The organism is Deltaproteobacteria bacterium, from assembly GCA_019912665.1.
Taxonomy (GTDB): Bacteria; Desulfobacterota; GWC2-55-46; order GWC2-55-46; family GWC2-55-46; genus UBA5799.
Genome location: JAIOIE010000006.1, coordinates 488,302 through 501,380, shown reverse-complemented (window position 1 = coordinate 501,380; position 13,079 = coordinate 488,302). Strand labels below are relative to the sequence as shown.

The 13,079-nt window shown below is 58.3% G+C and carries 14 protein-coding genes; all 14 read left to right on the top strand.

All coding sequences use genetic code 11. The features are described from left to right. On the top strand, nt 1–1,620 hold a 1,620-nt coding region (locus tag K8I01_02420; GenBank protein ID MBZ0219280.1), incomplete at its 5' end, for a flagellar biosynthesis protein FlhA. 1 nt (nt 1,621) lies between these two features. Continuing rightward, complete coding sequence (gene flhF, locus K8I01_02415) at nt 1,622–2,734, top strand: flagellar biosynthesis protein FlhF (protein MBZ0219279.1); 1,113 nt, start codon at nt 1,622–1,624, stop codon at nt 2,732–2,734. Between the two features lie 13 nt (nt 2,735–2,747). Further along, the gene (locus K8I01_02410; GenBank protein MBZ0219278.1) at nt 2,748–3,605 is read left to right on the top strand and encodes a MinD/ParA family protein; all 858 of its coding nucleotides are present in this window, start codon (nt 2,748–2,750) and stop codon (nt 3,603–3,605) included. 17 nt (nt 3,606–3,622) lie between these two features. Further along, entirely contained in the window at nt 3,623–4,345 is a 723-nt protein-coding gene (locus K8I01_02405) for a FliA/WhiG family RNA polymerase sigma factor (GenBank protein MBZ0219277.1), read from the top strand. 204 nt (nt 4,346–4,549) lie between these two features. Continuing rightward, nucleotides 4,550–6,475, top strand: coding sequence for a HEAT repeat domain-containing protein (locus K8I01_02400; GenBank protein ID MBZ0219276.1), 1,926 nt, complete (start codon nt 4,550–4,552; stop codon nt 6,473–6,475). A 2-nt stretch (nt 6,476–6,477) separates the two neighbouring features. Continuing rightward, the gene (locus K8I01_02395) at nt 6,478–7,320 is read left to right on the top strand and encodes a protein-glutamate O-methyltransferase CheR (GenBank protein ID MBZ0219275.1); all 843 of its coding nucleotides are present in this window, start codon (nt 6,478–6,480) and stop codon (nt 7,318–7,320) included. A gap of 16 nt (nt 7,321–7,336) precedes the next feature. Further along, nucleotides 7,337–7,699, top strand: a complete 363-nt coding sequence (locus tag K8I01_02390) for a response regulator (protein ID MBZ0219274.1) — start codon at nt 7,337–7,339, stop codon at nt 7,697–7,699. Nucleotides 7,700–7,736: 37 nt separating this feature from the next. Then, a complete protein-coding gene (cheY, locus tag K8I01_02385; GenBank protein MBZ0219273.1) occupies nt 7,737–8,126 on the top strand; it encodes a chemotaxis response regulator CheY in 390 nt (129 codons plus the stop codon). Nucleotides 8,127–8,164: 38 nt separating this feature from the next. Further along, nucleotides 8,165–8,746 (top strand): protein phosphatase CheZ, encoded by a 582-nt coding sequence (locus K8I01_02380; GenBank protein MBZ0219272.1) that lies wholly within the window; start codon nt 8,165–8,167, stop codon nt 8,744–8,746. A gap of 95 nt (nt 8,747–8,841) precedes the next feature. Continuing rightward, nucleotides 8,842–9,306 carry an Hpt domain-containing protein gene (locus tag K8I01_02375; protein MBZ0219271.1) on the top strand — a complete coding sequence of 155 codons (465 nt, stop codon included), beginning with the start codon at nt 8,842–8,844 and terminating at the stop codon, nt 9,304–9,306. A gap of 71 nt (nt 9,307–9,377) precedes the next feature. Next, the gene (locus K8I01_02370; protein MBZ0219270.1) at nt 9,378–10,487 is read left to right on the top strand and encodes a chemotaxis protein CheA; all 1,110 of its coding nucleotides are present in this window, start codon (nt 9,378–9,380) and stop codon (nt 10,485–10,487) included. Between the two features lie 9 nt (nt 10,488–10,496). Further along, the gene (locus K8I01_02365; protein ID MBZ0219269.1) at nt 10,497–11,549 is read left to right on the top strand and encodes a chemotaxis response regulator protein-glutamate methylesterase; all 1,053 of its coding nucleotides are present in this window, start codon (nt 10,497–10,499) and stop codon (nt 11,547–11,549) included. Nucleotides 11,550–11,565: 16 nt separating this feature from the next. Beyond that, entirely contained in the window at nt 11,566–12,321 is a 756-nt protein-coding gene (locus K8I01_02360) for a flagellar motor protein (protein MBZ0219268.1), read from the top strand. Nucleotide 12,322: 1 nt separating this feature from the next. After that, on the top strand, nt 12,323–13,042 hold the full coding sequence (locus K8I01_02355; protein ID MBZ0219267.1) for an OmpA family protein: 720 nt from the start codon (nt 12,323–12,325) through the stop codon (nt 13,040–13,042). Nucleotides 13,043–13,079 lie beyond the last annotated feature (37 nt).

Genomic DNA, 13,079 nt, shown 5'->3' with positions numbered 1-13,079 from the left:
GACGCCATGCCGGGCAAGCAGATGGCCATCGACGCGGACCTGAACGCCGGACTCATAGGCGACGAGGAGGCGAGGAGGCGGAGGAAAGAGGTCTCCCAGGAGTCGGATTTCTACGGGGCCATGGACGGCGCAAGCAAGTTCGTAAGGGGAGACGCGGTCGCTGGCATCCTCATAACCATAATAAACATCGCGGGCGGCCTGGTCATCGGGGTGCTTCAACAGGGGCTCCCGGTCGGCGAGGCGGCCATGACCTACACGCTCCTCACGGTCGGCGACGGCCTGGTCACCCAGATACCGGCCCTCATCATATCCACGGCCGCCGGCATCGTCGTCACTAACGTAAGCTCGGAGTCCGGCCTGAGCGACTCTATCGGCAGGCAGTTCCTCCTGAGCCCCAAGCCGCTCTTCATAGCAGCCTCCATACTCTTCGTCTTCGGCCTGGTCCCAGGCCTTCCGCACATAGCCTTCCTTACGCTTTCGGCGATAACCGGCGCTATCGGCTACCTGGTCTACAAATCGGCGGAGGAGAAGAAGGCGGAAGAGACCGAGAGGAAAGCGGCCGAGAGCAAGCCTGCGGCGAAAGAGGCAACCGACGAGGTGCCGCTCATAGACACTCTTAGCCTCGAAGTCGGCTACAGGCTCATCCCGCTCGTCGATTCGAGCGAGGGCGGCGAGCTCCTGGAGAGGATAAAGGCCATCAGAAGGCAGTTCGCCGAGGACATGGGCATAATGGTGCCTCCGGTGCACATAAAAGACAATCTGCAGCTTAAGCCCTCCGAGTACGTGTTCCTCGTAAAAGGCGTGGAGGTGGCGAAAGGCGAGCTCCTGGCCGGGCATTCTCTCGCCATAGACCCGGGGAACGCGCAGCCCGGCCTCGAGGGCGTCGCAACTACCGACCCCGCCTTCGGCCTGCCTTCGATCTGGGTCCCTGACGCCCAGGTCGAGAGGGCGCAGCTCATGGGCTATACCGTCGTAAACCACTCGGCTATCGCGGCTACGCATGTGACCGAGGTCATAAGGAGCTATGCGAACGAGATACTCGGGCGGCAGGAGGTGCAGTCCCTTATAGACAGGGTGGCGAAGACCCACCCGAAGGTAGTTGAGGAGCTGGTGCCCGGGCTTCTGAGCCTCGGGGCTGTCCAGAAAGTGCTCCAGAACCTCTTGAAGGAGAGGATATCCATAAGGGACCTCCAGACCATACTAGAGACCCTGGCCGACTACGCGCCGATAACTAAAGACACCGACCTCCTCACCGAGTACGTGAGGATGGGGCTTGCGAGGCAGATTACTAAAAGCCACATATCCGGCGATTCGACGATACAGGCCATATCACTGAGCCACGAAATAGAGGAGGCGATAACCAAGTCGGTCCACGAGACCCCGCAGGGGTCGTTCCTCACCATAGAGCCGGGGCTCGCGCAGAGGATACTTTCGAGGCTCAAGGAGGGGCTCGAGGAGACGATGTCGAAGGGGCACCAGCCTGTGCTCCTCGTCTCGCACCAGACGAGAAGGTTCGTAAGGAGGCTTACCGAGAGGGTCTTCCCGGCGGTAGCCATCCTTTCTCATAACGAGATTGCCGGAAACGCAAAGGTCCAGACATTAAAAGTGGTGAGGTTGTAGCATGAGGATAAAAAGGTTCACCGGCGTAACCGTCAGGGAAGCGATGAAGTCCGTAAAGGAGGAGTTCGGAGAGAACGCCCTGATACTCGGCACCAAGCGGCTCGGCGCCGGGCGCCACGAGGTCGTGGCCGCGGTCGACTACGACCTTTCAAGCCCGGTTTCGCTGGACATGGAAAAGGAAGATGTGAGCGCAGGCCCTGGCAAGGCCCCGGCAGGCGGAAACCTTTCCTCCCCGGACGGAGGCTCCGATCTGCTGGGTGAAGAGCTCAGGAAGGAGCTAAGGGAGCTTAAGGAACTTAAAAGGCTCTGCATGGCCGTTGTCTCGAAATCGGAAAACCCGGTCTCCGATGTCTTCAGGAGGCTAGAGGAGAACCTTGCCGCGAACGGCATCGACAGAAGGCTCGCGAAAAAAATACTCCTCAATACCCTTAGCGGCGTGACCAAGGAGAAGGCCTCGGACATAGCTTACCTCAAATCCTGCATAAGGGAGAGGGTGTACGAAAGGCTGTCGGTAGCGGACCCGCTCTCGAAGAAAGGCGTTGTGGCCTTCGTCGGACCGTCCGGAGTCGGGAAGACTACCACCATAGCCAAGCTTGCGGCGCTTAACGCGCTTAAGAAAAAAAGGAGCATGGCCCTCGTGACCATGGACACATACAGGATAGCCGCAGCGGAGCAGCTCCGCATCTACGGCAAGCTCATGGGCGTGCCCGTGGACGTTGCCAGGGACCCCGGCGAGCTCAAGGCGCTCCTCTGCGTGCACAGGGACAAGGAACTCGTGCTCGTGGACACCGCCGGGAGAAGCCAGAAGGACCAGGCGCGCATGAAGGAGCTCCATGAGCTTACCTCCGCTTCGCCTTCGATAAGGTTCAACCTCGTCCTGAATTCCCAGACCAGGGACGAGGCCATGTACGATGCCGTGAAGGGCTTTTCGGCCCTGCCGATAGATTCGCTCTCGTTTACGAGGCTCGACGAGGGCGAGGCCCACGGGCCGATACTGAATGCTATGATGCTCGCCAGGAAACCGGTCGCGTACCTTTCGACCGGATCGCGGGTGCCGGAAGACCTGGAGCCCGCCTCCAGGGAAAATCTTGTGAAGTTCATCATGCCGAATTAAGGAGAAGGATTGAATGGACCAGGCAGTTACTCTAAGGAAGTTCGCCCAGGCGAACCCGGCGGCCAGGGAGACCAGGGTCATCTCGGTCAGCAGCGGAAAGGGCGGCGTCGGGAAGACTAATTCGGTGGTGAACCTTGCGATAGCGTTTACGCGTATGGGGAAGAGGGTCCTCTTGCTCGACGCGGACCTTGGGCTCGGGAACCTCGACGTGCTGCTCGGGCTCGCGCCCAGGTACAATATCGGGCACCTTTTGCGAGGCGAAAGGAACATAAAGGAGGTCCTGGCCGACGGCCCCGGCGGCATAAAGATACTTCCGGCCAGCTCCGGAGTGCAGGAGCTTACGAGCCTTGCCGCGGAGGAGCGGCTTGCGCTCGCGTCCCACCTCGAAACGCTCGAGTCCGAGTTCGACATCATGATAATAGACACCGGGGCCGGCATCTCCGATAACGTCCTTTTCTTCAACATGGCGGCCCAGGAGATAATGGTGGTGGTCACCCCGGAGCCGACCTCGATCACCGACGCCTACGCTCTCATGAAGGTCCTCCTCCACAAGCACGGGGAAAGGAAGTTCAAGCTCCTGGTGAACGAGGTAAGGAACAGGAAAGAGGGGCTCGAGGTCTACAGGAAGATAAGCCTCGCGGCGGAAAGGTTCCTGAGCATATCGGTTGAGTATATCGGCTGCGTGCTCCTGGACGAGAACGTACAGAAGTCGGTCGCGAGGCAAAAGGCGGTCATGGAGTTATATCCGGGCTCCAAGGCCTGCCAGTGCTACGAGGAGATAGCGAGGGAGATAAGCGACGCCCCGGCTGAGGGCGCCATAAAGGGCGGGATGCAGTTTTTCTGGAGGCAGTTCCTGGACCGGAATATCTGAAAAGAAGGGCAGGGCATATGACTACCATGCAGAACGTGAAGACGGAGAGAGACAGGCTGCTTGAGGAGAACATTCACCTGGTGAAGATAATAGCATACCAGGTCGCGGTGAACCTCCCGCCGCACATCGACGTGAACGACCTCATAAGCGCCGGGACGATCGGCCTCCTCGAGTCCATCGACAGGTTCGACTCCGCGAAGGGCGTCCAGTTCAACACCTACGCTTCCATAAGGATCAGGGGCGCGATAATGGACGAGCTCCGGAGCATGGACTGGATGACCAGGTCCATGAGGGACAAGTCGAACCAGCTCGAGAAGGCTTATGACCAGATCGAGAGGAAGACCGGGCGGCCCGCCGAGACCGAGGAGGTGGCCAGGTTCCTGGAGATCTCCACGGACGAGCTTAACAGCATGTTAAGCCAGGTGAGCGCGGTGAGCGTCCTGAACCTCGAGGACCTCGGCATGAGCCACGACGAGGGGATGAACATACTCGAATGCATAAAGGACCCCGACGGCACCGACCCCATGCAGCTTATCAAGCTCGAGCAGATTAAAAAGAAGGTGGCCGAGGCGGTCGAGACTCTCCCGGACAAGGAAAAGCTCATAATATCGTTGTATTATTACGACGAGCTTACCTTGAAGGAAATCGGCAAGGTACTGGATATAACCGAGTCCCGCGTCTGTCAGCTCCACAGTCAGACCATGCACAGGCTTAAGGGGAGGCTTAAGAGGACCCTATAACCCATTTGGCAATATCCAAAAAATCGATCTTTTCCCCGGACTCTGCTTCGGATGTGAATAAAAATACTCGCATATTCACATACATGCTCCGCTTTTATTCCGGGCTACCGGGGAAAGCGGGAAAAATCTCAAATTTTAGAAGTCGCCATTTTCAAATGGATTAAAGAAAAACTGCCTTTTACCCGATAACATGAAGGGGTGGTTATGGAAAACGTCGATATCGATTCCTTGAGGGACATGCTCGCCTCGGAGGACCCTTGCCTGAGAAGGGACGCCTGCGAGAGGATCGAGGAGGGCAGGCTCAACGGGTTTGTGCCTGCCCTTACCGAGGCGTTGAGGGACGCGGACCCGGGAGTGAGGGAGGCGGCCCTTAATGCGCTTACCTCCATCGGCGGCCCGGAGGTCGCCGAGGCCATGGTGCCGCTCCTTAAGGACCCGAGCGCCGCCATAAGGAACATCGGGATAGAGATACTCGAGCTCCTGGGGCAGGACGCATCGTCGGCACTCGCGACCCTCTTGAAGGACAGCGACCAGGACGTGGTCAAGTTCGCCATCGACATCATTTCCAATACCAGGAATGACGAGTTCCTGAACCTCCTTTACCCGCTCATCAAGCACGAAAACCCGAACGTCAGGGCCTCGGCCGCGGTCTGCCTCGGGAAGCTCAGGGACCAGGAGTCTGTCCCGGCGCTCCTTAGCGCGCTTGAGGACCAGGAGGAATGGGTCAAGTTTTCAGCTATTGAAGGCCTCGGCCTCATGCAGGACAGGAGGGCCCTTCAGCCCCTCATGAGGATGACGGAGACGGACTCCGGGCTTATAAAGGAGGCGGCTATCGACGCAGTCGCGAAGATGGCTTCCGCCGTCGACGCGTCGGCGGTCCTGCAGAAGCTCGAGCCCATGGTGCGGAAGGGAAAGGACTTCAGCACCGGCGCGATAGTCGAACTACTCGAAAAGGTCTTCTCGGCCGGCTCGGACTTCAGGCCTGACCCGGAATTCAGGAAGACTTACTTCGCCTTTCTCACAAGGAAGTTCGAAGAGGAGACCGACAGGGCCGGGCAGCTCAAGGCCATAAGGGGGCTTTCGCTCCTGAAGATGCCCGAGGCGCTGGACTGCATATTCAGCTACATAGATGACCAGAACGACATTGATGAGGAGACTGAGGCCCTTCTGGTCGATTCGACGGTAAGCGTATCCGGCCGGAGATTCCTGCCGGCCCTTAAGGAGAAGCTGCTTAAGGGAGGCAAAAGCCTCAAGGTCATAGTGAAGGCACTCGGCGAGATGAGGGCCGTTTCCGCGGTCCCGGTCTTGAAGGAGCTGGTGAGCAGGGTCGGCAAAAACGAGCTCCGCGAGGTGGTCGCCGCACTCGAATCCATCGGTTCGACCAGCTCGATCGAGGTGCTCTACGATTTTCTCGAAGGCCCGGACGGACATACCCGGAAGGTCGCGGCCAGGGCGCTCGCTTCGCTTGCCGGGCCGGCGGCCGTCACGAGGCTTTTCGACGCGGTGCGGAAAGAATCGTACAGGGACGTCATGGAGGAGATAACTGACAGCCTTGCGCTCATCCCGGCCGACTCGGTAAGAAAGGGCTTCACGTCCTTTCTCGAAGACCCGAACGAGCAGATGAGGGAAATGGGGGCAAGGGGCCTGGGCCTTATCGGGGACGAGAAGGCCCTCGACTCGCTCAAGGCCGCGGCCCAGGACAGGAGCCCCAGCGTCAGGAAGGCCGCCTACAAGTCCATGGCCAGGCTCGGGTTTCCGTACGCGGCCGACGTCCTCATAAAGGGCCTTGCGGACGACAGCGACGATGTGAAGCTTTCGGTCCTGAAAGGACTCAACGGCTGGAGCGGAGAAAAGATAAAATCCGCGCTGGTCCGGTCGCTCATGGACAGGAACATATGGGTGAGGTACCACTCGGTTCTGCTGCTCGGGGAACTGGGCGAGCACGATATCGAGAACCTCATAATAGAAAAGCTCATAAAGGACGAGGCGCCAGTGAAGGCCGCTGCGGCCAGGGCCCTTGAGAGGCTCGGCGCAACCGCCGCCGTCGGCGCGCTCGAGCAGTTCGTAAACCATCCGGACCCCAGCGTAAGGGGGGCGGTCGAGAGCGCCATCGAAACGCTTAGATGCTGACTTTGGGAATAAATAAGCCAAAGCTCTCCGACGAGACTTTTTTTCTCCTCAGGGATATCGTCTACAAACGGTCGGGGATCTTCATCCCCGAGAACAAGAAGTATCTCCTGGAGACGAGGCTCGCGAGAAGGCTTGAGCTGAAGGACCTGAAGACCTTCGAGGACTACTATTATTTCCTCACATACGACGCCGAAAAGGAGCGCGAGCTTCAGGCGGTATGCAATTCGATCGTCACGAACGAGACGAGTTTTTTCAGGGACGGCCCCCAGCTGGAGGCGTTCAGAAAAGGCGTGGTCTCAAAGGTGATAGAGGAGAAGTCCAGGACCTCCGACAGGAACATCAGGATCTGGAGCGCCGCCTGCTCGACGGGCGAGGAGCCGCTGACCATCTCCATGATGCTCCACGAGGACGGGGTGGTGCTGAGGGGCTGGAACGTCGACATACTCGGGAGCGACATAAGCGACGGCGTCCTCAAGGCCGCCGCCGGGGTATATGAAAAGTATTCGCTCAGGAACACGCCGGAGGAGTACATAAGGAAGTACTTTACCGGCAACGGCGACACGTACACGATAAACGGCAAGGCGCGCTCGCTCGTCCGATACAAGAAGATAAACCTTGTCGAGGCGAACGAGACCAGGATGGTCCGAGGCATGGACATAGTCTTCTGCAGGAACGTGCTCATTTATTTCGACGACGCGTCCAAGAAAAAGGCGATTGGCCACCTCTACGACAGCATGGAAAAAGGCGGGTACCTGCTCGTCGGGTTTTCGGAATCGCTTCACAGCATAACAAGGCTCTTCAGGCCGGTGAGCGTGGAGCGCTCGGTAGTCTATAAAAAAATCTGATTCAAGGGGCCGTAGCATGGAGAAGAAAATTCTTGTAGTCGACGACTGCGACACGACGAGGAAACTCCTGTCCTACATCATCAAGGAGAAGGGGTACAAGATAATAAGCGCGTCGAACGGGATAGAGGCGCTGGAACTCATGGCCACGAGCCCCATAGACCTTATCGTCACAGACCTCAACATGCCCCAGATGGACGGATACGAGCTCTCGAAAAGCCTCCGGGGGCAGGACGCCTACAGGGAAATCCCGATAATAATGATAACCACGGAAGCCGGCGAGGCGGACAGGAAAATGGGCCTGGAGGCGGGGGTCACGACCTATCTCTCCAAGCCCATATCGCCGCAAAGGCTTCTTTACGAGATCGAAAAACTGATATGAACTGATTCCATTTCGATATAAAGAGGAGGGCCGGATGCTGGACCAGAACATGAAAATACTCGTAGTGGACGACTTCTCCACCATGAGGAGGATAATAAAGAACATCCTGCGGGAGATCGGCTATAACAACGTCGAGGAGGCCGACGACGGCACGACCGCCCTTGAGAAGCTGAGGGCCGCCAAATTCGACTTCGTCGTTACGGACTGGAACATGCCGAACATGCCCGGGATAGAGCTTTTGAAGGCCATAAGGTCGGACGGCGCGCTCAAGGACACCCCGGTCCTGATGGTGACGGCGGAGGCGGCGAAGGAGAACATCGTGAGCGCCGTTCAAGCCGGCGTGAATAATTACATAGTGAAACCATTTACGGCGGCTGCGCTCAAGGAGAGGATAGACCTTATCCTTCAGAAGGTAAACCAGCAATAAACGCCCTAGGCGCATAATATTTACTACGGAGGAATGAGATGACCCAGAGGGAATGGAGCGGCGTGATGAACAAGATACGCGAGGAGCTTACGGGCCTCGCAAAGTTCATAGACAAGACAAGGCAGGGCATTGACACCATCGAGACGACGGTCAAGATGGGGTCCGAGCAGTTCCCGGAGGCCTCGACACAGCTCTCGTCCGTTACCGGCGACCTGGAGACCGCAGCCAACAAGATAATGAACATAGTCGAGGGGCTCATGGCAGAGCAGGACAAGGCAGGGACTGCCTTGAAGTCGCTCTCGGAGTGGACCGTCGCGCCTGGAGCCGACCCGGGCAAGGGAGCGGCCCTCATAAGCGAGCTGCAGATGATAAACGCAAAGAGCAAGGGCGAGATGGTCGAGCTCTTCGCCCTCATGTCCTTCCAGGACTTGACCGGCCAGAAGCTGGCGAAGGTCATAAAATCGCTCTCGGTGGTGGAGCAGAAGATAGTCGATGTGGCAATGAGCTTCGGATTCGAGGACACCGGCGCGGCAGCAAAGGCAAGCGAGCCCAGGAAGCCGAAGGAAGCGCCTGCGAGCCAGGACATGGTGGACCGGCTTCTTAAGGAGATCGGCTCCTAGCCATAAACCGCAAGCTATAAAAGCCCAAGTTGGTCACAACAGAAATTTAAGGCATTAAAGAGAGAGGATGAGCCGTGTCCTTCCCCACGGATGAGATGGACGACATTATAAACGATTTTATCGCCGAGTCCGCGGAATCGCTGGAGACCCTTGACCAGAAGTTCGTGGAGCTCGAGAAAAATCCGGGCGACCTGCCGCTCCTGAACGACATATTCAGGTCCATCCACACGATAAAAGGCGCCGCCGGATTCCTTGGTTTCGACCAGATGGTCGAGGTCACGCACGTTACAGAGGACGTCCTCAATAAGCTCAGGAAATCCGAGATGAGAGTGACACCGGCCGTAATGGACGCAATATTGCGCGCCGTTGACATGATAAGGGTCATACTCGCCAATATACGCGAGAAGAACGGGAAAAAAGAGGACACGAGCGGAGTCATGGCTCTCCTTGGAGGCATACTGAGCGGGGAGGCTGCGGTCCCTCAGGATGAAAGCGCGCCCGCTCTTCCCGATAAGCAGGCAGCGGACGAGGACCATAAGCAGACGAGGGCCGATCCATAAGGGTCGACATAGACAGGCTTGATACGGTCCTTAACCTTGCCGGCGAACTGGTCCTTTCGAGGAACAGGCTTATGAGGCTCGGGGCGAAGCTCTCCGAGAGCGGAATCGATGGCGTTTTGCAATCACAGGTTGGCGAAGCGATAGCCCAGCTGGACCTCGTGACATCGGACCTCCAGCTCGGCGTCATGAAGATTCGGATGCAGCCGATCGCCAAGGTCTTCAACAAGTTCCCGAGAATGGTCAGGGACCTCGCGAGGCAGACGGGAAAGCAGGCGGAACTGGTCTTGAGCGGCGAGGAGACCGAGATGGACAAGACCGTCATCGAGGAGATAGGCGACCCGCTAGTCCACCTCATAAGGAACGCCGTGGACCACGGGATGGAGCTCCCCGAGGAGAGGGCCGCGAAAGGAAAGCCCCCGTGCGGCACGATTGCCCTTTCAGCATACCAGGAGGGGAGGAACATCATCGTCTCCGTCTCCGACGACGGCAAGGGCATAGACCCCGAGGCGGTAAAAAGGTCGGCTGTCGAGAAGGGCATAATCGGCGCGGATGAGGCCGAGCGGCTCTCCGAACGGGACGCGCTTGGGCTTATCTTCCTGCCCGGCTTTTCGACCGCGAAAGAGGTGAGCAACATCTCCGGCCGCGGCGTTGGGATGGACGTGGTAAAGACGAACATCTCGCGCATAAACGGCACTATATCCATCGATTCCGAGGTTGGAAAGGGTACGAGGATAGTCTTCAGGCTCCCGCTTACGCTGGCGATAATACAGGCGCTTACGGTCGAAGCGGGCGGAGAGGTCTACGCGATACCGCTTTCAAACGTGATAGAAAACATAAGGGTTACCGGCGACGAGATAAAGACCATAGAGGGCAGGGAGGCCATAAATATACGGGACAAGGTCGTCCCGGTTGTGAGGCTCGGGGCTCTCGTCTCCGGCAAGGACACGCCGAGGCAGTCCGAATGGAAATACATCGTAGTCATAGGCATAGGCGAAAAGTCCTTCGGGATCCTGGTGGACAGGCTCCACGGCCAGGAGGAAATAGTCATGAAGTCCATGAGCGAGTACCTTAAGGGCACAGAAGGAGTTGCCGGGGCCTGCATCACCGGCGACGGCAACGTCATATTGATACTCGACATGGCGGGACTCCTGACGTCGGCCAAGGGCGCCTATGTCCATTGAGGGAGTGAAATGTCCAAGATAAGGGTGCTCGTAGTAGACGATTCCGCCTTCATGAGGCGCGTTTTGAAGCAGATGCTCGAGACCGACCCCGGCATCGAGGTCGCCGGGACCGCGCGGGACGGGGCAGAGGGCGTTTCGATGGCGCTTGAGCTTAAGCCCGACGTAGTCACGATGGACGTCGAGATGCCGAAGATGAACGGGCTCGAGGCGACAGAGGCTCTCATGGAAAGGATGCCGGTCCCTATTCTGATGGTGAGCTCGATTACGAAGGAAGGGGCCAAGGCGACCTTTGAGGCGATGGACAAGGGCGCCGCCGATTACATTTCGAAAAACCTCGTCACGTCCGCTCTGGACCTCATGAAAATACAGGACGAGCTCATCACCAAGGTCAAGGCGATAGCGAGGAGGAAGCACCATTTCGTCTCGCTCCGGACCGCAAAACCCGGGGTCCAGCCGCCCGTCCCGGTCGTGAAAAAGGGGCTCGCGAGCCTGAAGATCGGCTTTATCTCGATCGGGGCGTCGACAGGCGGGCCGAGGGCCGTCCAGGCCGTCCTTGCGAACCTGCCGGCGGGCCTCGACACGAGCATACTCGTTTCGGTCCATATGCCCAGGATGTTCACCGGGGCTTTCGCCGAGAGGATGAACGAGGTCTGCAAGCTCCCGGTCAAGGAGGCCGAAAACGGCGAGAGCGTCGGCTTTGGCAAGGTCTTCATCTCGCCCGGAGGCCTTCAGACGAGGGTAAGGAGGAAGGGGCTTACGGAGTTCTTCTTCCAGGTCGATAACGAGCCCAGGGACGCCATGTACAGGCCCTCCATCGACATCTCCATGTCTTCGGTCGCCGAGAGCTATCCGGGGAGGTCGCTCGGAGTGATACTTACCGGAATGGGGAGCGACGGCAGGGAGGGCATGAGGCTCATAAAGGAAAAGGGCGGAAAGACCATTGCCCAGGACGAGCACACCTGCACGGTCTACGGGATGCCGAAATCGGTAATCGAGGCCGGGCTGGCCGACAAGGTCGTTCCGCTCGAGCTCATAGCAGCTGAAATAATAAATATGATCTGACGGGAGTACCGGCTTAATGGATATATTGACTATAATCGGGCTCGTCATCGGCTTCGGAGCCGTACTCGGCGGCATGGTGCTCGAAGGCGGACACCTCGGCTCGATTGCGCAGGTGGCGGCGGCCGTCATCGTCTTCGGCGGGACCCTCGGCGCGGTCCTCGTCAATTACCCGCTAAACGTCTTTGTCCTCGCGCTCAAGAACGCAAGGCTCGCGCTATTCCAGAAGACTAGCGACCCTTACACGGTAATCAAGCTCATAGCGGACCTTTCGGCTACCGCCCGCAAGGACGGCCTCCTTGCGCTCGAGTCGAGCATAAAGAAGGTCGATGACCCTTTCCTCCGGAAGGGCCTGCAGCTCGTGGTGGACGGGGCCGAGCCCAAGCTGACCCGCGAGATACTGGAGATAGACATAGCGCATACCGAGGAATATAACCTCACATCCGCCAAGGTGTTCGAGTCGGCCGGGGGCTACGCCCCCACCATCGGCATCATAGGCGCCGTGCTCGGGCTCATCCACGTAATGGAGAACCTCTCGGACCCCTCGAAGCTCGGCGCCGGCATAGCGGTCGCCTTCGTCGCCACGGTCTACGGTGTTGCCTCCGCGAACCTCGTTTACCTGCCTGTCGCGGGCAAGATAAAGATGAAGATACGCGAGCAGGTGATCGCGCAGGAGATGGCTGTAGAGGGGCTCATATCCCTTTCGGAAGGCGAAAACCCGAGGAGGGTCGAGGAGAAGCTTGTCGGCTTCCTGAGGGAGTCCCAGAGGAAATAGGATGGCCAGGAAGAAAAAACACGAGGAGCATGAGAACCACGAGCGCTGGCTCGTCTCCTACGCGGACTTCATAACGCTCCTTTTCGCGTTTTTCACGAGCATGTACGCCATCTCCTCCGTGAACGAGGGCAAGTTCAGGATAATGAGCGAATCCCTCGCCATCGCCTTCAACCCTACCCTTTTCACCTCGACCCGCATGCAGGAGGGCCCGAAGTTCGTAAGGGACCAGCGCGCCCAGGTCAGGGACGAGTTCAAGGACATGCACACCAACAACTACGAAAAGATCCAGGCCGCCCTCCGGGAGCTGCAGGAGAACCAGAAGCTCACGCTCATATTCGAGGAGCAGAAGGTGACCATCAGGATTTCCGAGGGGATGCTTTTCGAGCCCGGCAGCGACAAGCTCCTGGACGAGGGCCTTCCGGTAATAGACGAGGTCGCAAGGGCGCTGGTTGACATGCCCAACAGCATGAGGATAGAGGGGCATACGGACAACATACCCATATCCACCGAGCGCTTCCCTTCCAACTGGGACCTCTCCAGCGCCAGGTCGCTCAAGATACTCAAGTACTTCATCGATAAGCACAACCACGACCCGAGGAAGCTTTCCGCGATAGGTTTCGGCGAGTACAGGCCCATAGACACGAACGACACGCCCTCAGGCAGGCTGAAAAACAGGAGGGTCGACATAATGGTGCACAGCCCGGACCTGCAGCCGTTATAACCCGCGCCCCGCAAGGGGCCTCAAGTTTCCGCAAACA

Excerpts from the sequence above, each read along its gene's own strand:
- flhF (MBZ0219279.1), top strand. The coding sequence starts at position 1,622 with ATGAGGATAAAAAGGTTCACCGGCGTAACCGTCAGGGAAGCGATGAAG.
- K8I01_02410 (MBZ0219278.1), top strand. The coding sequence starts at position 2,748 with ATGGACCAGGCAGTTACTCTAAGGAAGTTCGCCCAGGCGAACCCGGCG.
- K8I01_02405 (MBZ0219277.1), top strand. The coding sequence starts at position 3,623 with ATGACTACCATGCAGAACGTGAAGACGGAGAGAGACAGGCTGCTTGAG.
- K8I01_02400 (MBZ0219276.1), top strand. The coding sequence starts at position 4,550 with ATGGAAAACGTCGATATCGATTCCTTGAGGGACATGCTCGCCTCGGAG.
- K8I01_02390 (MBZ0219274.1), top strand. The coding sequence starts at position 7,337 with ATGGAGAAGAAAATTCTTGTAGTCGACGACTGCGACACGACGAGGAAA.
- K8I01_02380 (MBZ0219272.1), top strand. The coding sequence starts at position 8,165 with ATGACCCAGAGGGAATGGAGCGGCGTGATGAACAAGATACGCGAGGAG.
- K8I01_02375 (MBZ0219271.1), top strand. The coding sequence starts at position 8,842 with ATGGACGACATTATAAACGATTTTATCGCCGAGTCCGCGGAATCGCTG.
- K8I01_02370 (MBZ0219270.1), top strand. The coding sequence starts at position 9,378 with ATGAGGCTCGGGGCGAAGCTCTCCGAGAGCGGAATCGATGGCGTTTTG.
- K8I01_02365 (MBZ0219269.1), top strand. The coding sequence starts at position 10,497 with ATGTCCAAGATAAGGGTGCTCGTAGTAGACGATTCCGCCTTCATGAGG.
- K8I01_02360 (MBZ0219268.1), top strand. The coding sequence starts at position 11,566 with ATGGATATATTGACTATAATCGGGCTCGTCATCGGCTTCGGAGCCGTA.
- K8I01_02355 (MBZ0219267.1), top strand. The coding sequence starts at position 12,323 with ATGGCCAGGAAGAAAAAACACGAGGAGCATGAGAACCACGAGCGCTGG.